Consider the following 18,805-nt stretch of genomic DNA (forward strand, 5'->3'; position numbering starts at 1 on the left):
GCCAATGTTCGCGAAGAACATTGGCCTTATCTGTAATACCGCGGGGCGATATCAGTCCTGGAACCAGATCTTGATCTCGCGCTCTGCCGAATCTACGGAATCCGAGCCGTGAACAAGGTTCTGCTGGACTGCCAGGCCCCAGTCGCGTCCGAAGTCGCCACGGATGGTGCCCGGTGCTGCCGTCGTGGGATCTGTGGTCCCGGCCAGGGAGCGGAAGCCTTCAATCACGCGGTGCCCTTCGAAGACTGCGGCGATGACCGGTCCGCTGAGCATGAACTCAACCAGTGGCTCGTAGAACGGCTTGCCTACGTGCTCCTCGTAGTGCTGCTCCAGCAGCTCGCGGGTGGCGTTGACCTTCTTCAGCTCAGCCAGGGTGTACCCCTTGGCTTCGATCCGGGCGAGGATGGTTCCGCCCAGGTTGCGGGCGACGCCGTCGGGCTTGACCAGGACAAGGGTCCGTTCAATGCTCACAGTTGCTCCAATGTAATTGTTCAGTGGCTTGTGTTCGGTGGTTTCCCAGCCAGTTTACGGGGTTTGCGGGTCTGCTTTGTCACCGTGGGCGGCATTCCATTCCGCCTGCTCACGGTCCCGCTGGGCTACCTCACGGTCGATCCTCATACCTGCCCGGATCCCGTACCACCAGCAGATGGCGAACAGGATTCCCACAATGAACATCATGGGTTCGGCAAAGCCCGTGAGGATCAGCACCAGCTGCAGGCCCCAGCCCACTGCGATTCCCCAAGGTTTGGACAACACGGCGCAGGCAAGCACCAGCACCACGCTCAGGGCAATGCCCACGCCCAGGATGATGCCCGGAGCCACCTCACCGCGCCGCAATCCGAAGACAGCGAGGGTGCCGAAGAACGCGACGAAGGCTTCCAGAAGCAGCACGGTGGATGCGAACATCACTTTGGTGGAGCGGCGCTTCTTGGGCATGCCGGGCCGCCACTCACGCTGCGCCTTGGTCATTTTTGCCATGCTCAAGCACCGGCCTTTCCGAGCAGGATCCTGGCCTCGGCCACCACCGTGATGGAGCCGGTCACCAGGACGCCGCCTGCCAGGTCATCGTTGGATTCGGCGCGTTCCACTGCCCATTCGAGGGCGTCGTCGAGCTTCTCGGCGATGTGGACGTTGTCCTCGCCAAAACCGAGGTCGACGGCGAGTTCGGCCAGTTCCGCTGCCGGAACGGCACGCGCAGAGTTGGACTGGGTGAAGCAGAATTCGCCGGCCAGTCCGCCCAGGGATTCCTTGAGCGTCTTCAGGATTTCCTCCGCATCTTTCTCCCGAAGAACGCCAACCACCACCACCAGCTTGCTGAAGCTGAAGGCCTCCTGAATGGCTTCGGCGGAAACACGGATCCCGTCCGGGTTGTGCGCAGCATCCACCACCACAGTGGGTGCAGTACGGACAACTTCGAGGCGGCCCGGCGAGGTTACTGTCCCAAAGGCTTCCTTGAGGACGTCGGCGTCGAGTTCCTTCTCTCCCCCGCCGAAGAACGCTTCCAACGCTGCTATTGCGACTGCTGCGTTTTCGGCCTGGTGGGCGCCATGCAACGGCAGCAGGAGGTCTTCGTAGCGTCCGGCCAGTCCCTGAATGGTCAGGACCTGTCCGCCCACGGCGACACTGCGGGATTCGACACCGAACTCAACACCTTCGAAGCGGAACGGCACATCCACTTCACGGGCTTTTTCCAACAGGACCTGTGCTGCACCCACCGGTTGAGCGGCGCTGACCAGGAACCCTCCGGGCTTGATGATGCCTGACTTTTCGTAGGCAATGTCCTCGGTGGTGTCGCCCAGGAGATCCGTGTGGTCCAGCGAAATCGGTGTGATGACCGAGACTTGGCCGTCGCCGACGTTGGTGGCATCGGTGATGCCACCCAAGCCAACTTCGATGACTGCTACATCAACGGGCTGATCGGCGAACACCGCGAAGCCAAGAATGGTCAGGCATTCGAAGTAGGTCAGCCGCGGCTGGTTATCGGCTACCAGCTCACTGTCCACGATTTCCAAGTACGGGCGGATCTCATCCCAGATACGCACGAACGTTGCGTCCGGCACCGGCTCGCCGTCAATGCTGATTCGCTCGGTGACCTTGGACAGGTGCGGGCTGGTATAGCGGCCGGTGCTCAGGCCGTGGGCACGCAGCCCGGCCTCAATCATGCGGGCAGTGGACGTCTTGCCGTTGGTACCGGTGATGTGGATGATCGGGTAGGCCTTGTTCGGCTCCCCCAGCACGTCCATGGCACGGAACAACGGAGCAAGGCGCGGCTCCATCTTGTTTTCCGGCGCGCGGCCCAGAAGTTCGGCGTAGACGCTTTCGACCGAGAATTCGTCTGTCATGGATCAAGCCCCTGCCTTCACGACGGTGACCTGCGGCTCGTCGACACTGGCCAACAAAACCTCAAGTTCCAAGGTCAGGGTCTCGGTCTTGACCAGTTCCGCGTTGGCTTCGAGTGCATCCACCACATCCTGTGCAGCCTCCACGGACGTGCGGATGCGGTCGCTCACGTTGAGGCCGGCGTCCTTGCGTGCCTGCTGGATGGCACGGACCATGTCGCGCGCCAGCCCCTCAGCTGCAAGTTCCGGAGTAACCTCCGTGTTCAGGACCACAAAACCTCCGCCGGGCAGTACGGCTACTGCCTTCTTGGCAGCGCTGCCGTCCCCGGCCCCTTCAGCCACCACAGTCTCCAGCGTGTATTCGTGCGGCTCAAGCTCAAGGCCACCTGCCACCACCACACCTGCCTCGCTGACGGACCAGTCACCGGACTTGGATCCCTTGATGGCCTGCTGCACGTTCTTTCCCAGGCGGGGTCCGGCAGCCCGGGCGTTCACCACGAGCTTCTGCTCGATGCCGAATTCTTCCGGCGACGCGGTTGCAGCGTCCAGCAGGCGGACCGAACGCAGGTTCAATTCATCAGCGACGACGGCGGCAAAGCCTTCCAGCGCGTCTGCACCAGGTGCCACTACCGTCAGTTCCTGCAACGGCAGGCGGACGCGCAGGTTCGCGGCCTTTCGCAGGCTGGAGCCGGTGGAGCAGATCTGCTGGACGCGGTCCATGGCTTCAACCAGTTCGGTGTTTGCCGGGAACAGCGAAGCATCGGGCCAGTCAGCCAGGTGCACGGAACGGCCACCGGTCAGCCCGCGCCAGATCTCCTCGGAAACCAACGGCAGCAAGGATGCAGATACGCGGCATACTGCTTCCAGTGCGGTGAAGAGCGCATCAAAGGCGTCAACGTTTTCATCAAAGAAGCGCTGCCGGCTGCGGCGGACGTACCAGTTGGTGAGCATGTCCAGGTAGCTGCGCAGTTCATCGCAGGCACCGGAGATGTCGTAGCTGTCCAGGCTGGCGGTGATGTTCCGGACCAGGTCCCCGGTGTTGGCCAGGAGGTACTGGTCAAGGGTGTCGGTGTAGCCGTCGTAGCGGAGTTTTGCCTCGTAACCGGCCGCTTTCCCATCCACTACGTTCGAAGCATTGGTGTACAGCGTGAAGAAGCTGTACACATTCCACAGCGGCAGGATGACCTGGCGAACGCCGTCGCGGATGCCCTGCTCGGTGACAACAAGGTTGCCACCACGGAGGATGGGGCTGGACATGAGGAACCATCGCATGGCGTCGGAACCGTCGCGGTCCAGGACCTCGGAGACGTCCGGGTAGTTGCGCAGGCTCTTGGACATCTTCTGGCCGTCTGAGCCGAGCACGATGCCGTGGCTGATCACGTTGCGGAAAGCCGGACGGTCAAACAGGGCCGTGGAAAGGATGTGCAGCATATAGAACCAACCACGGGTCTGGCCGATGTACTCCACGATGAAGTCAGCAGGGTTGTGGGTGTCGAACCATTCCTCATTCTGGAACGGGTAGTGAACCTGGCCGTACGGCATGGACCCGGAGTCGAACCACACGTCAAGAACGTCTTCGACGCGGCGCATGGTGGATCGACCTGTGGGGTCGTCCGGGTTGGGACGGGTCAGTTCGTCGATGAACGGCCGGTGCAGGTCAACCTGACCCTCGTTGTTCATGGGGAGCCGGCCGAAGTCCGCTTCAAGATCGGCCAGCGAACCGTAGACGTCGGTCCGGGGATACTCGGGATCATCGGACTGCCACACCGGAATGGGCGAGCCCCAATAACGGTTGCGGCTGATGGACCAGTCGCGGGCGTTGTCCAGCCATTTGCCGAACTGACCGTCCTTGACGTTTCCGGGGATCCAGTTGATTTCCTGGTTCAGCTCGGACATGCGGTCCTTGAACTTGGTGACTTCTACGTACCAGGAAGACACGGCACGGTAGATCAAGGGGTTCCGGCAGCGCCAGCAGTGCGGGTAGCTGTGCTCGTAGCTGGCCTGGCGGACGAGGCGGCCGTCGGCACGGAGAACCTGGGTGATGGGCTTGTTGGCGTCAAAGACCTGGAGGCCGACGATCGAGGCAAGCTCACCGTGAGCAAACAGCGGCAGGAACTTGGCGCCCTCGTCCACGGACAGGACCACGGGGATACCGGCGTCTTCACAGACCTTCTGGTCATCCTCGCCGTAGGCCGGAGCCTGGTGGACGATGCCCGTACCGTCAGTGGTGGTGACGTACTCTGCCACCAGGAAACGCCAGGCGTTCTGGGTGCCGTACTTCTCGGTGTCGGCAAAGTCGTTCCACAGGGGCTCGTACTCAAGGCCTGCCAGCTCGGTGCCCGTATGGGTCGAGACGACGGCGGCAGTCGCGGCAGCAGCGTCGTCGTACCCCAGGTCCTTGGCATAGGACCCCAGCAGGTCAGCGGCAAGGAGGAAGCTGCCCGTCACCGGAGCCTCGGCGGATGCCGCCTTCACACCGTTGGGTCCTGCAGGCAGGACCGCGTAGGAGATCCCAGGCCCGACGGCGAGCGCCAGGTTGGTGGGCAGCGTCCAGGGCGTGGTGGTCCAGGCGAGCGCCTGGACGCCTGCGAGCGACTTGGAGAGTTCGGTGTCCCCGGCCTTGATGGGGAACGTGACTGTGACTGTCTGGTCCTGGCGGTTCTTGTAGACGTCGTCGTCCATGCGGAGCTCGTGGTTGGACAGCGGCGTCTCGTCCTTCCAGCAGTATGGGAGGACACGGTAGCCGTTGTAGGTGAGGCCCTTCTCGTGCAGCTGCTTGAAGGCCCAGAGCACCGACTCCATGTACTCGACGTTGAGCGTCTTGTAGTCGTTTTCGAAGTCCACCCAGCGGGCCTGGCGGGTGACGTAGGCCTTCCACTCGTTGGCGTACTTCATGACCGAGGCGCGGCAGGCGTCGTTGAATTTGTCGATGCCCATGGCTTCAATCTGGGTCTTGTCCGTCATGCCCAGCTGCTTCATGGCTTCGAGTTCGGCCGGGAGTCCGTGGGTGTCCCAACCGAAGCGGCGCTCCACGCGCTTGCCGCGCTGGGTCTGGTACCGGCCCACGAGGTCTTTGGCGTAGCCGGTCAGCAGGTGGCCGTAGTGCGGGAGTCCGTTGGCGAAGGGAGGGCCATCGTAGAAGACGAACTCGTTGCTGCCGTCTTTGCCGGCATCCCGTTGGTCGATGCTGGCTTGGAAGGTGCCGTCTTCTTCCCAGTATTTGAGGATGCGTTCTTCGATTTCCGGGAACTTCACGGAAGCGGACACGCCGTGCGTGCCGGACGAAGACGCTGAGGCCTTGGGGTAGTGGGTCATCTCATATCCTGTGATAGCTGGTTGACTGTCAGGATGCGAGGACGGCTTCTGTGCTGCCTGTCGGCTGCGCAGGTACCGCGGTACCACCTCACTTACCGGAATACTGGATTCCGGCCTCTCATTACTGCTGTGACGGGCTTACCCGTCCGGTTCTACTGGGCCCTGTCCACCGGCGAAGGTGGTCAGTACTGTTCTTCCGGAAGCTCACCGGTGATGGCCGGGTCAAAGCTGGTCCTTCAAGTCTAGCCGCAGCGCACCGCCTTGCTCTACCCGGGAGTTCATCCCTTGGATGGAGCCCATTTCCCGGGCTGGTACATAGACTCGACCCCATGACGCCTTCCGCTCCCGCCGTTCAGGCAACCCGGCCGCGCCGGCGGACCGCATCCATCGCCTGGTCGGTTCTGGCCCTGGTGATGTTGCTGCCCGTGGCGGGAGTGTCGATATTCCGGGCGGTCCCGATCGAGTGGCCCTTGTTGGTGGTGCAATTGCTGTCTTTCACACCGTGGGTGGTGTTGCCGGCGGCCCTGGCCTTGGTGCTTGCTGTGGTGGGACGTCGCCTGTGGGTGATCATCATGACGGCGGCTTTGCTGGCTCTGCAATTGCTGTGGCTGTTTCCACTGGATGCGGGTAAAGCGGAAACGTTGCCTGCTGGCATAGGCACAGTTTCGTTGAAGGTGATGAGCCTCAACTCTGAGTACGGTGAGGCGGACGCGGAAACCGTAGTGCAATTGGTCCGCGATAACGGCGTCCAATTGCTGACACTTCAGGAGCATACGCAGCGGCTCGAAGACGCACTCAGTGCCGCAGGCATGGATGAGGTTCTGCCGAACCGCCTCAGCCATCCCAACGATGACGCTTCCGGGGGTGCCGTGTATTCGGTGTTCCCTCTTGAGGCCATAGGTCAACTGCCGGATACACCTTTCCGGATGGATGTCACCCGGGTACTGGTATCCGGTTCCGGCGCGGCGTCCCCGGCGGCTCTGAACCTCACGAATGTCCATGCCCTTCCACCTGTCGATGAACGGATTGACCAGTGGCGCAGTGACTTGGAGAAGGTGGCCAGGCAGGCGGCCCGGCCGGGGAACCACGTGCTGGTGGGCGATTACAACGCCACCTTCGATCACCATGAGTTCAGGGCAGTGCTCGATACCGCCCCGGCGGGCCAGGACGGCAGGAAGCTGGTCGACGCCGGCATAGCCTCAGGTGCGCGGTTCTCCCCCACCTGGCCCATGGAAGGGCCACCGCTGCCGGGCATTGTCATCGACCACTTGGTGACCTCACCCCGGATCAGCAGCAGCGGTTACGCAGTCCATAAGGTTCCTGGCACCGATCACGCCGCCATCATGGCCACGCTGGCCATCCCGGCAGGCTAGCTTTCCTTGCGGATCAACTTGTGGTTTGCGGCCTGCGCCACGGGCCGGATCACTATCTGGTCGAGGTTGATGTGGTGGGGCAACGACACTGAGTACGCCACCACGCCCGCCACGTCCTCGGCGGTCAGGGGCTTGTCCACCCCGGCGTAGACCTTGGCTGCTGCGTCCTTGTCGCCCAGCCGGTTCAGGGCAAACTCCTCGGTGTGGACCAGCCCTGGCGCTACCTCGATGACACGGATGTTATTGCCCACTTCTTCCAGCCGCAGGGCGTTGGTCATGGCGTGCTGGGCGAACTTGGCGGCGTTGTACCCGGCCCCGCCCTCATAGGCAGAGAGCCCTGCCGTTGAGGTCAGGTTCAGGACCGTCCCTTCGCCGTTGTCCCGCAGCATGGGCAGGAAGGCACGGGTGATCTTCATGGTTCCCAGGACATTTACTTGATACATCCAGTCCCAGTCATCGGTGTCGGCGTTGGCGATGGTATCGGCGCCCCGTGCACCGCCGGCGATGTTGATCAGCGTGCCGGCACCCCCGGCTTCGGTAACGGCCGCGAGCAAGGCAGCGACGTCGTCGTCCTCGGTGATGTCGGCAGGGAAGGGCACCGCACCTGTTTGGGCAGCAAGGGCCTCGAGCCTGTCGGCACGCCGCGCCACTGCGAAGACGGTCCATCCGGCGTCAGCCAGCGCCCTCACCGTGGCCTCTCCGATGCCGGTGCTGGCACCAGTGACGACGGCTGTCGTGTTGTTTTCTGCGTTCTGCCCTGAAGGAGTGTTGTGCGCTGCCAAAGTCATGCCACCACCTTATCCGGGGGCCGCATCGTTCCGCGGCGGGTTGTAACGCCGGGCCATGAAACAATTGACCCATGGCTGAATCAACGCAGGGTACAGACACGCCCGCCACCGCCCCCATCAACGTTCCCGATAAGCCGGCCCTGGAGGGCCTCGAGGCTGCTTTGACGCAGCGCTGGCTGAATGAAGGAACCTACAAGTTCAATCCGGACACCACCCGGGAGCAGGTCTACTCGATCGACACTCCCCCGCCCACGGCATCCGGCTCGCTCCACGTGGGCCACATGTTCTCCTTCACCCAGACCGACGTCCAGGCCCGCTACATGCGGATGACCGGAAAGAACGTCTTCTACCCCATGGGCTGGGATGACAACGGATTGCCTACCGAGCGCCGCGTCCAGAACTACTACGGTGTGCGTTGCGATCCCGCCATCCCCTACAAGGCCGACTACACGCCCCCCGCACAGCCGGCAAAGAACCAGCGCGACTTCGACGTCGTTTCGCGCCAGAACTTCATCGAACTGTGTGAAGAACTCGCCGTTGAGGACGAGAAAGTCTTCGAAAACCTGTTCCAGACCCTTGGCCTCTCCGTGGACTGGGACCTGACGTACCGCACCATCGATGACACTTCCCGCGCCGTATCCCAGCGCGCCTTCCTGGCCAACCTCTCTGCCGGTGATGCCTACATGGCCGAGGCGCCCACGCTGTGGGACGTCACTTTCCGGACGGCCGTAGCCCAGGCAGAGCTTGAGGACCGCGAAGTCGCCGGTGCCTACTACCGCTACCCCTTCTTCACCGAAGACGGCGAAAAAATCTTCATCGAGACCACCCGTCCGGAACTGCTGGCTGCCTGCGCGGCCCTGGTGGCAAATCCCGACGACGAACGGTACCAGCCGCTGTTCGGCAAGACCGTGAAGTCGCCACTTTTCGACGTAGAGCTTGAAGTCAAGGCCCACCCGCTGGCCAAGGCAGACAAGGGCTCCGGCATCGCCATGGTGTGTACCTTCGGCGACCTGACCGACGTCACCTGGTGGCGCGAGTTGCAGCTGCCCACCCGCGCCATCATGGGCCGCGACGGCCGTATCATTGCCGAGACGCCTGAGTGGATCACCACCGACGCCGGCAAGGAAGCGTACGCCGCTATCGCCGGCAAGACTGCTTTCTCCGCCAAGGAAGCCGTTGTTGAGCTGCTCAAGGCAGCCGATCTCCTGGACGGTGAGCCGAAGAAGATCACCCACCCCGTGAACTTCTTCGAGAAGGGTGACAAGCCCCTTGAGGTTGTCACCTCCCGACAGTGGTACATCCGCAACGGTGGCCGGGACGAAGAACGCCGCGAACGACTGATCGGCCGTGGACAGGAAATTACCTTCCACCCGGCCTTCATGCGTTCCCGCTACGAGAACTGGATTGCCGGCCTGAACGGTGACTGGCTCGTATCCCGCCAGCGCTTCTTCGGCGTGCCCATCCCCGTCTGGTACCCCCTGGATGCCCAGGGCAACCCGGACTACGACCACCCCATCCTGCCTTCGGATGAGATGCTGCCGGTAGACCCTGCCGCGGACGCTGCACCCGGTTTCGAAGAAGCACAGCGTGACCAGCCCAACGGCTTCACCGGTGACGCCGACGTCCTGGACACCTGGGCCACGTCCTCCCTCACCCCCCAGATTGTGGGTGGCTGGAGCCGGGACGAGGACCTGTTCGCCAAGGTCTACCCCTTCGACCTCCGTCCGCAGGGCCACGACATCATCCGCACCTGGCTGTTCTCCTCTGCCGTCCGGGCTGACGCCCTGCAGAAGAATGCCCCATGGAAGCACGCGGCCATTTCGGGCTGGATCCTTGACCCTGACCGGAAGAAGATGTCCAAGTCCAAGGGCAACGTTGTGGTGCCCACCGACGTGCTGAAGGAATTCGGTTCGGACGCGGTCCGCTACTGGGCAGCCTCAGCCAAGCTCGGCGCCGACACTGCGTACGAAATCGCGCAGATGAAGATCGGCCGCCGCCTGGCCATCAAGCTGCTGAACGCCTCGAAGTTTGTGCTGAACCTCGGCGCCACGGAAAACTCCGTGGTGTCCAATGACCTCTCTGTACTGACCAACCCGCTGGACCGTGCGTTGCTCGCACAGCTCTCCGACGTCGTTGCCCAGTCCACCAAGGCGTTCGAAAACTACGACTACGCCCGTGCGCTCCAGATCACTGAGTCATTCTTCTGGCAGTTCACGGACGACTACGTCGAGCTCATCAAGGACCGCGCCTACGGTGCCGCCGGTGAGACCGAGCAAGCCTCCGTCCTGGCCGCGCTGGCGACAACCCTGGACTCGCTCCTGCGGCTCTTTGCCCCGTTCCTGCCCTTCGCTACCGAAGAGGTCTGGGGCTGGTGGCGAGCAGGATCAGTCCACCGTGCAGAATGGCCCGCCGCCCTGGAAATCACCGACGGCGACACCACCATGCTGGGTACCGTGGGCATCGCGCTCGGCGGCATCCGAAAGGCAAAGTCCGAGGCCAAGGTCAAGCAGCGCACCGAGGTGCTTTCGGCATCCATCACCGCATCAGAGGTCCTTGTAGCGCAGTTGAAGGCCGGCTTGGGCGACCTGAAAGCGGCCGCCAACGCCCAGGAGATCACCCTCCAGTCAGGCGAAGGCGACCTCACCGTGGCCGACGTCGTGCTGGCGCCGGCTGAGGAGACCACCGCGTCCTAGCGAGCGGCGTCCTCGCTAGCGGCGAGATCAGCAACCGCCCGTTCCAGGGCAAAGGGGAAGCCCCATCAGCGTTTTGCCGTTGGTGGGGCTTCGACTTTTCGGCTGTCTGGTGATGTCCTGACAGTCTGGCGGAATCCTTGGAATTTCAGGTCTTCCTACCTCATCACTGGTAGCCTGCTTCCAACTTTGCCGAAGGCTGCGTCGGTTGCAATCACTGAATCTTTGGTTTCCGTATCCCGCTTCTTTCGAAGTGGGTAAGAACCATTGTTGTCCTGCTGGCAGCCATGCACAAGACCTTCCGCAGAACTACAAACCTGTAGTTTTCCTGCACGTCCAAGGCTTCGTGTGGCAGAGTATTGACCATGCCGGAACTCCCCGAAGTGCACGGCCTGTGCATGTATCTGGACACCCAACTCAGCGGCGCCGTGCTCAACGAGGTCCGCATCAATTCCTTCTCTGCGCTAAAGACTGCGGACCCGCCTTACAGCCTGTTGGAGGGCCGTACCGTCAAAGGTGTGCGGCGCCTTGGCAAGTTCGTCTGCGTAGACGTCGATGGCCTGTTCTTTATCTTCCACCTGGCTAAAGCCGGATGGGTCCGCTACACCGAACATCCATCCTCTGCTGGACTGCGGATGGGCAAGAGCAACATCTCTGCAAGGCTTTTGCTGCACGGACCTGAGGATGAGGCACACATCGGGGTGGACCTGACGGAAGCAGGAACCAAAAAGAGCCTGGCCATCTACGTGGTGCGCGATCCCCAGGATGTGCCGGGAATAGCTTCACTGGGGCCAGAGCCACTCAGCCCGGACTTCGACCAGGAAGCGCTGGCTGCAATCCTTGGGGCCAGTTCACAACAGGTCAAGGGATTGCTTCGAAGCCAAAGTGTCATCGCCGGCATCGGAAACGCCTACAGCGACGAAATCCTCCATGCGGCGAAGATATCTCCCTTTGCCATCGCCAAGTCACTGGACCAGGCAACGGTGGCACGGCTTTACGAATCCATGCAGGAGATTCTGGTGGGAGCCGTCAACGCAGCAGCAGGCAAACCATCCAGCGAGCTCAAAGACACCAAGCGCAGCAACTTCCGGGTCCATGCACGCACCGGTCTTCCTTGCCCCGTGTGCGGGGATACAGTGAGGGAGGTGTCCTTCGCGGACACCTCCCTGCAATATTGTGCTACCTGCCAGACCAATGGAAAGGTGCTGGCTGACCGACGGACGTCCCGGTTCTTAAAGTAGTTTTGGCCCTTGGGCTTGCTTAGTTAAATTCAGGGCTAGTTGAATTCAGGGCTTTCAGTGCGGCTGCGCTTCAACTCAAAGAAGTGGGGGTATGCAGCCAAAGCAACCGTGGCATCCCAGAGCTTCCCTGCTTCTTCTCCCCGGGGGATCCGGGTAAGGACCGGGCCGAAGAACGCTGTGCCGTTCACCGCTACTACGGGGGTACCGACGTCCTGGCCCACCAGCGAGATTCCGGCTTCGTGGCTTTCCCTCAGCCGGGCATCGTATTCATCTGAAGTGGCGAAGCGCGCCAGGTCTGCGGGGAGGCCTACGTCGGCGAGGGCCTTCTGGATGACCGATGCGCGGTCCTTGTTTCCCTCGTGGTGGATCTGCTCACCCATGGCGTCGTACAAAGGCTTGACGTAGCTGCTGCCGTGAAGTTCCTGGGCGGCGATGATCACGCGGACCGGTCCCCAGCTGTCGTCCATCATGGCCCGGTAGCTCTCGGGGAGGTCGCGGCCCTCGTTGAGTACCGACAGGCTCATGACATGCCACTGGGTTTCGATGCCCCGAACCTGCTCCACCTCGCCGATCCAGCGCGAAGTGATCCACGCGAACGGGCAAACGGGGTCAAACCAGAAATCAGCCTTGTTGACGGTCTCTTCGGCAGTCTGTTCGGACACAGGGAACTCCTCTAAAAGGTGTATGGGTGGCATGGCGACGGCCCCTATGGAACCAGGTCTTGTTATGGGCAACAGGAGGCTATGCCGACTTATTCCGCCGTTTGGCCACCACATCATGGGCAATCATGGTGGGCTGCGCCTTCTTCAGCACAACGTCAGCTGTGATGACCACAGTGGCGATGTCGTCCCTGCTGGGCAGATCGAACATGACCGGCAGGAGCACTTCTTCCATGATGGCCCGCAGTCCGCGGGCACCCGTGCCACGTTCCAACGCCTGGTCCGCGATGGAGTCCAAGGCGTCATCATCAAACTGCAGTTCCACCCCATCCAACTGGAACATCTTCTGGTACTGCTTCACCAGCGCGTTCTTCGGGGTGGACAGGATCTGGATCAGCGCCGGCCGGTCCAGATTGGAAACGGTGGTAATCACAGGGAGGCGGCCGATGAATTCCGGGATCAGACCGAACTTCAGCAGGTCCTCCGGCATGACCTCACCGTAACTATCAACGTTGTCCCGTGCCTCGTTCAGCGGAGCACCAAAGCCAATGCCCTTCCTGCCGGACCGTGAACCAATGATGTCTTCAAGGCCTGCAAAGGCGCCGGCCACGATGAACAGCACATTGGTGGTATCGATCTGGATGAATTCCTGGTGGGGGTGCTTGCGGCCGCCCTGAGGGGGTACCGATGCCACCGTCCCCTCAAGGATCTTCAGGAGCGCCTGCTGTACGCCTTCACCGGAAACGTCCCGGGTGATGGACGGGTTCTCGCTCTTGCGGGAGATCTTGTCGATCTCATCAATGTAGATAATGCCCTGCTCGGCCTTTTTGACGTCATAATCCGCAGCCTGGATGAGCTTGAGCAGGATGTTCTCGACGTCCTCACCGACATAGCCGGCTTCAGTCAGGGCGGTGGCATCGGCTACAGCAAAGGGCACATTCAGTCGTCGGGCCAAGGTCTGGGCCAGATAGGTCTTGCCACAACCAGTGGGACCGATGAGCAGGATGTTGGATTTGGCGATCTCTACATCCTCGTGATGCGAACCCTCACCAAGGCTGCCGGTCTTGGGCGCGTGGCCTGCCTGGATGCGCTTGTAGTGGTTGTAGACAGCAACCGCCAGCGACCGCTTGGCAGGTTCCTGGCCGATGACGTATTCCTGGAGGAAATCGAAGATCTCACGGGGCTTGGGCAGCTCGAAACTGCCGAGATCGGAAACTTCAGCGAGTTCCTCTTCGATGATCTCGTTGCACAGCTCGATGCATTCATCGCAGATGTAGACACCGGGCCCGGCAATCAGCTTCCGTACCTGCTTCTGGCTCTTTCCGCAGAAAGAACACTTCAGCAGATCCGTGCTCTCGCCAATCCGAGCCATGTGGGAATCCCTTCGTTGCATGCGGGTGATGCGGCTCCGCGCCGTACTCAAGTGTGCGGCCAAGCCGCGGCTGGCACCACCGTGACAACATCCACTCTAGGTCACAATGGGCAGCTTGGGTGGAAACAGAACGCCGGTGCGGTCCATATTTCGCGAACCGCACCGGCGTCGAATTCCGTGTGCTACCGGGAGATTGCCTGGGGCTTGATCTTCCGTGAGTCAAGAACCTGATCGATCAGGCCGTAGCTCAGGGCGTCAGCCGCCGTGAGGATCTTGTCCCGCTCGATGTCGTTGTTGACTTGCTCGGACGTGCGGCCGGAGTGGTGTGCCAGCGTGTCCTCCAGCCAGGTGCGCATGCGCATGACTTCCGCAGCCTGGATCTCGAGGTCCGAAGCCTGCCCACCTTGGCCGCCGGACAGAGCCGGCTGGTGGATCAGGACCCGTGCGTTCGGCAGTGCCAGCCGCTTGCCCGGAGTGCCGGCTGCGAGCAGGACGGCAGCTGCACTGGCAGCCTGGCCCAGGCATACGGTCTGGATCTCCGGACGGATGTACTGCATGGTGTCGTAGATGGCTGTCATGGCCGTGAACGAACCACCTGGGGAATTGATGTACAGGGTGATGTCACGGTCCGGGTCCGTCGACTCGAGGACCAGCAACTGGGCCATGATGTCATCAGCTGAAGCGTCGTCCACCTGGACGCCGAGGAAGATGATGCGGTCCTCGAACAACTTGGTGTACGGGTCCTGGCGCTTGAAGCCATAAGGCGTGCGCTCTTCGAACTGGGGCAGGACATAGCGGCTGGACGGGAGATTACCGGCAGACCATCCGAAGTTGTAGTTCATGTTCTTTACTCCTGGGGTTTCAGTGGTTCTTTGTGCCGGTTAGTTTTCGGAGTTCGACTCAGCGCCCGACTGGTTGGCCGTTCCGCCGCCGCCGGCAACAGAACCGGCGTGTGCCGAGATCTTGTCGAAGAAGCCGTACTCCAGGGCCTCGGCGGCCGTGAACCACTTGTCGCGGTCGTTGTCCTTGAGGATGGTCTCCACGGACTGACCGGTCTGTTCAGCCGTGAGTTCCGCCATGACCTTCTTCATGTGCAGGATCAGTTCAGCCTGGATCTTGATGTCCGAGGCCGTGCCGCCGATGCCGCCGGAGGGCTGGTGCATCAGGATGCGGGCATTAGGGGTGGCGTAGCGCTTGCCCTTGGTGCCGGAGGACAGGAGGAACTGGCCCATGGATGCTGCCAGGCCCGTTGCGACCGTGACGACGTCGTTCGGGATGAACTGCATGGTGTCGTAGATGGCCATGCCGGCCGTCACGGACCCACCCGGGGAGTTGATGTAAAGGTAGATGTCCTTCTCCGGGTCTTCGGCCGAGAGGAGGAGGAGCTGGGAGCAGATTGCATTGGCGTTCTCGTCACGGACTTCAGAGCCGAGCCAGATAATGCGCTCTTTCAGCAGGCGGTTGTAGATGTAGTTGTCCTGGGCTGCGGGATCGACAGTTGCCATCCGGGGAGCCTCTGATTGCTGTGACATAAGTACTTACCTCTCGCTGGTGCCAGTGACCTCACTGAACTTCACTACTTGGACACTAACCGTTTTCGGGGGCGATTTGTTCGCCGGAATCGCGCTGTTCGCTGACGGCGCACGTCTGCGAAGAGTGCCCATGTTCGGCCTTAAAGCAAACCGGCCCCGGATCAGGAGATCCGGGGCCGGTGGAGCAGCTGCTAGAACTTCATTGCTGCTGTTAGAACTTCACTGCTGCGGGGTCGTCGCTTGCGGGGGCGTCGGCTTCCTCGGGAGCCTCGACAGCGGCGGCCTCTTCGGCTGCTGCTTCGCCGGCAGGGCGTACGAAGTCGGTGAGGTCAACCTTGTTGCCTTCGGAGTCGACAACCTCTGCCTGGCCCAGCACAACGGCCAGAGCCTTGCGGCGGCGGACCTCGGAAACCATCATCGGAACCTGGCCGCTCTGATCAATGATCTGGGCGAACTGGTTGGGATCCATGCCGTACTGGCTTGCGGTGGTGACGATGTAGTCGATCAGCTCGTTCTGGCTGACATCTACTTCTTCCTTGTCCGCGATGGCATCAAGGATGATCTCGTTCTGGAACGCACGCTCGGTGTTGGCCTTGACCTCCGCGCGGTGCTCCTCGGTGTCGTGGTCACCTTCGCCGTGGGCGTTCTCCGGGTTGAAGTGAGCTTCGATCTGCTCTTCGACCACGGAATCCGGAACCGGTACCTCTACGAGCTCAACGAGCTTGTCCAGGACCTTGTCGCGGGCTTCTACGCCCTGCTCGACTACCTTGGAGTCGGCAGCTTGCTTGGCGAGGTCCTCGCGGAGCTCGGCAAGGGTGTCGAACTCGGAGGCCAGCTGTGCAAAGTCGTCGTTTGCCTCGGGGAGCTCGCGCTCCTTGACAGCCTTGACAACAACCTTCACCTGGGCGGACTCGCCGGCGTGGTCGCCACCCACCAGGGTGGTGTCGAAGATTGCTTCCTCGTCAGCAGAGAGGCCGGTCACGGCTTCGTCCAGGCCTTCAAGCATGGTGCCGGCGCCAACCTGGTAGGACAGGCCTGCTGCGGAATCGATCTCTTCGCCATCAATGGTGGCGGTGATGTCGATGGTCAGGAAGTCATCGTTCTTGGCGGGGCGCTCGACGGACCTCAGGGTGCCGAAACGGCCACGGAGTTCGTCGAGGGACTTCTCAACGTCAGCGTCGGAGGACTCTGCTGCAGCGACCTCGACCTTGATGCCGGCGTAGTCCGGGAGTTCGATCTCGGGGCGGACATCGATCTCCACCTGGAACTTGAGCTCACCATCGGTTGACGTGGGGTCCGGTACCTCGGTGATCTCAACCTCGGGACGGCTCAGGGGGCGGACGCCCGTTTCCTGAACTGCGGCCTGGTACCAGCCGTTGAGGCCATCGTTGATGGCCGTCTCCAGGACGTAGCCGCGGCCAACGCGCTGGTCGATCAGCTTGGTGGGAACCTTGCCCTTGCGGAATCCGGGGACCTGGATCTGCGAAGCAACGGTCTTGTACGCGGCATCGATGCTCGGCTTCAGTTCCTCAAAGGGAACCTCAACGTTGAGCTTGACCCGCGTTGCGGTGAGGTTCTCGACAGCGCTCTTCACAGTCTAAGTACTCCTGATTTTGTGGGTATGGGGTTCTGTCGCGTCCCTGAGGCGGACACAAACACAGAGTCGGGGTGACAGGATTTGAACCTGCGACTTCCTGCTCCCAAAGCAGGCGCTCTAGCCAAGCTGAGCTACACCCCGAATGCACAGGACAGTCTACGGGCAAGCGGGCCAGGAATGCACATTTGACACCGCCGCCGGAATTAGGTTTAGTTGTACCCGGCTTGAACAGCCACCGGGAAGATGTCCTGAACATGGATATCCGTCCTGGGGACGTAGCTTAATGGTAAAGCCTCAGTCTTCCAAACTGATTACGCGGGTTCGATTCCCGTCGTCCCCTCCAAGGGAAAACGCCCCGATCCATAGGATCGGGGCGTTTTTTGTTTCTGCTGCACCGGGTTGCTGCTGCTACAGGGCTGCTACTAAACCTCGCTGCTGCTACACCTCGTTGCTGCTACAACTGGCAGCCGGGGCACCAATACAACTTGCGTGCCCCGATCTCCGTCACGCCCACCAGCGTCCCGCAGGCGCGGCAGGGCAGCCCGTTCCGCTTGTAGACGAAGTGGGCATCGGCGTCGGGCGCTGTTCCGGCCCCACCCGTCCACAGCGCAGGGGGCGTCGTAACAATCCGTCCATCGCGGACGCCGTCGGACATCGTGTCCACGGTGTCATCCCAGAGACGGCCGGCCGTTTCAGCATCGATACTGGTACCCGGCGTCCAGGGATCCACCTCCTGCCGGAACAGCACTTCCGCGCGATAGATGTTGCCCACCCCGGCAAGGACGGACTGATCCATCAGCAGCAGGGCCACTGCCGTTTTACGACGCCGCAGGCGTCGGATGAACTCTTCGCGGTCGCCTGGCCGGTTATGCAGCGGGTCCGGGCCCAGCCGCTCCATGACCACGGCCGCTTCTGCCGGCGTGATGGCAGCACAGGTGGTGGCACCGCGGAGGTCCGCCCAGCCATGGTCCGAGACCAGGCGTACACGCACGGCTCCCACGGGAGGAGGCGGCCCGGTATACGTGTCGTCGGCGGAAGAAGGGCCCGTTTCCCGTTCGCCGATACGTCGGGGCGCGCCAATGCTGGACGCGCCGGTAAACGAACTGTCTCCGCCAAAGCTCCAGGCGCCGTAAAGACCCAGGTGCACGTGAAGGAAGTGCCCGTGGTCGAACCGCAGGAAGAGCTGCTTTCCATGGGCGTTCGCTTCAACCATGGTGTGCCCGCTCAGGAGCTGGGCACCTGCAGCGAACCGGCCCTGCGGGCTGGATACGTCCAGGCGCCGGCCGCCAAAAACATCCTGGAACTGGCGGGCCAGCCTATGGACCGAATGCCCCTCGGGCACTACTCGACGATTTCGCCGGTGGTTTCGTACACCGCGATTTTTCCGATCCGGCGTACGTGGCGTTCATCATTGCTGAACGGTTCCTGCAGGAAGGCTTCAATGAGTTCGGTAGCTTCTTCAACCGAGTGCTGGCGGCCGCCAACAGCGACGACGTTGGCGTCGTTGTGCTCCCGGGCCAGCTTGGCGGTGGAAAGGTTCCAGGCAAGTGCAGCCCGGACACCCTTGACCTTGTTTGCGGCAATTTGCTCACCATTTCCCGAGCCGCCCAGGACGATTCCCAAGGCGTGCACACCGGCTTCCTGGTCTGCCACGACGGCAAGTCCGGCATTAATGCAGAAGGAGGGGTAGTCATCCAGGGCGTCGTACTCCTTGGGTCCGTGATCCACCACTTCATAGCCCTTGGCCGTGAGGTGGCTGACCAGGTGGGCACTGAGTTCCATGCCGGCGTGGTCGGTAGCGATGTGGACGCGGGGTGTAGTCACAGGAAGTCCATTCTTTCTGGGGCGCGGTGCGGCAACTGGCCGGGGCGCGGCGATGAGGGATGCGCTACCTAGGGT

Annotated in this window: 15 protein-coding genes and 2 tRNA genes; 4 read left to right on the forward strand and 13 right to left on the reverse strand. The window is 61.9% G+C overall.

Annotated features, from left to right (window positions below):
- Positions 1 to 51: 51 nt before the first annotated feature.
- The 4 genes from ndk to ileS are packed head-to-tail and all read right to left on the reverse strand — an operon-like array spanning position 52 to position 5,654.
- Entirely contained in the window at positions 52 to 471 is a 420-nt protein-coding gene (ndk, locus tag BLQ01_RS20000; protein WP_026542401.1) for a nucleoside-diphosphate kinase, read from the reverse strand.
- Between the two features lie 54 nt (positions 472 to 525).
- Entirely contained in the window at positions 526 to 978 is a 453-nt protein-coding gene (locus BLQ01_RS20005; RefSeq protein WP_026542400.1) for a DUF4233 domain-containing protein, read from the reverse strand.
- A 2-nt stretch (positions 979 to 980) separates the two neighbouring features.
- Entirely contained in the window at positions 981 to 2,342 is a 1,362-nt protein-coding gene (locus BLQ01_RS20010) for a bifunctional folylpolyglutamate synthase/dihydrofolate synthase (protein WP_091553916.1), read from the reverse strand.
- A 3-nt stretch (positions 2,343 to 2,345) separates the two neighbouring features.
- A complete protein-coding gene (gene ileS, locus BLQ01_RS20015) occupies positions 2,346 to 5,654 on the reverse strand; it encodes an isoleucine--tRNA ligase (RefSeq protein WP_091553919.1) in 3,309 nt (1,102 codons plus the stop codon).
- A 329-nt stretch (positions 5,655 to 5,983) separates the two neighbouring features.
- Here ileS and BLQ01_RS20020 point away from each other — a divergent pair, with 329 nt between their 5' ends.
- Entirely contained in the window at positions 5,984 to 7,027 is a 1,044-nt protein-coding gene (locus tag BLQ01_RS20020) for an endonuclease/exonuclease/phosphatase family protein (RefSeq protein ID WP_091553921.1), read from the forward strand.
- Here BLQ01_RS20020 and BLQ01_RS20025 read toward each other — a convergent pair.
- A complete protein-coding gene (locus tag BLQ01_RS20025) occupies positions 7,024 to 7,815 on the reverse strand; it encodes an SDR family oxidoreductase (protein ID WP_026548206.1) in 792 nt (263 codons plus the stop codon). The genes BLQ01_RS20020 and BLQ01_RS20025 overlap by 4 nt on opposite strands.
- Positions 7,816 to 7,886: 71 nt before the next feature.
- On the opposite strand from BLQ01_RS20025, the gene valS reads away from it, so the two are divergent.
- Both valS and BLQ01_RS20035 read left to right on the forward strand, forming a co-directional pair.
- Positions 7,887 to 10,508, forward strand: a complete 2,622-nt coding sequence (valS, locus tag BLQ01_RS20030; RefSeq protein WP_091553924.1) for a valine--tRNA ligase — start codon at positions 7,887 to 7,889, stop codon at positions 10,506 to 10,508.
- Between the two features lie 362 nt (positions 10,509 to 10,870).
- The gene (locus tag BLQ01_RS20035) at positions 10,871 to 11,746 is read left to right on the forward strand and encodes an Fpg/Nei family DNA glycosylase (RefSeq protein ID WP_091553926.1); all 876 of its coding nucleotides are present in this window, start codon (positions 10,871 to 10,873) and stop codon (positions 11,744 to 11,746) included.
- Between the two features lie 35 nt (positions 11,747 to 11,781).
- On the opposite strand, the gene BLQ01_RS20040 is transcribed toward BLQ01_RS20035, so the two are convergent.
- From BLQ01_RS20040 to BLQ01_RS20065, 6 genes are all read right to left on the reverse strand, one after another.
- Entirely contained in the window at positions 11,782 to 12,441 is a 660-nt protein-coding gene (locus BLQ01_RS20040; RefSeq protein ID WP_091553928.1) for a mycothiol-dependent nitroreductase Rv2466c family protein, read from the reverse strand.
- Positions 12,442 to 12,487: 46 nt separating this feature from the next.
- Positions 12,488 to 13,777 (reverse strand): ATP-dependent Clp protease ATP-binding subunit ClpX, encoded by a 1,290-nt coding sequence (gene clpX, locus BLQ01_RS20045; protein WP_026542392.1) that lies wholly within the window; start codon positions 13,775 to 13,777, stop codon positions 12,488 to 12,490.
- 182 nt (positions 13,778 to 13,959) lie between these two features.
- The gene (locus BLQ01_RS20050) at positions 13,960 to 14,619 is read right to left on the reverse strand and encodes an ATP-dependent Clp protease proteolytic subunit (RefSeq protein ID WP_026542391.1); all 660 of its coding nucleotides are present in this window, start codon (positions 14,617 to 14,619) and stop codon (positions 13,960 to 13,962) included.
- A gap of 39 nt (positions 14,620 to 14,658) precedes the next feature.
- Positions 14,659 to 15,282, reverse strand: coding sequence for an ATP-dependent Clp protease proteolytic subunit (locus BLQ01_RS20055; RefSeq protein ID WP_026542390.1), 624 nt, complete (start codon positions 15,280 to 15,282; stop codon positions 14,659 to 14,661).
- A gap of 238 nt (positions 15,283 to 15,520) precedes the next feature.
- Positions 15,521 to 16,903, reverse strand: coding sequence for a trigger factor (tig, locus tag BLQ01_RS20060; protein ID WP_091553931.1), 1,383 nt, complete (start codon positions 16,901 to 16,903; stop codon positions 15,521 to 15,523).
- A gap of 69 nt (positions 16,904 to 16,972) precedes the next feature.
- A tRNA-Pro gene (locus BLQ01_RS20065) sits at positions 16,973 to 17,047 on the reverse strand.
- Between the two features lie 128 nt (positions 17,048 to 17,175).
- Here BLQ01_RS20065 and BLQ01_RS20070 point away from each other — a divergent pair.
- Positions 17,176 to 17,249, forward strand: a tRNA-Gly gene (locus BLQ01_RS20070).
- 111 nt (positions 17,250 to 17,360) lie between these two features.
- On the opposite strand, the gene BLQ01_RS20075 is transcribed toward BLQ01_RS20070, so the two are convergent.
- Both BLQ01_RS20075 and BLQ01_RS20080 read right to left on the reverse strand, forming a co-directional pair.
- Entirely contained in the window at positions 17,361 to 18,248 is an 888-nt protein-coding gene (locus BLQ01_RS20075) for an Fpg/Nei family DNA glycosylase (protein ID WP_091553934.1), read from the reverse strand.
- On the reverse strand, positions 18,248 to 18,730 hold the full coding sequence (locus tag BLQ01_RS20080) for a ribose-5-phosphate isomerase (RefSeq protein WP_026542387.1): 483 nt from the start codon (positions 18,728 to 18,730) through the stop codon (positions 18,248 to 18,250). The genes BLQ01_RS20075 and BLQ01_RS20080 overlap by 1 nt, the downstream gene beginning before the upstream one ends.
- Between the last annotated feature and the right edge of the window lie 75 nt (positions 18,731 to 18,805).

Source organism: Arthrobacter sp. UNCCL28, assembly GCF_900102805.1.
Taxonomy (GTDB): domain Bacteria; phylum Actinomycetota; class Actinomycetes; order Actinomycetales; family Micrococcaceae; genus Arthrobacter; species Arthrobacter nicotinovorans_A.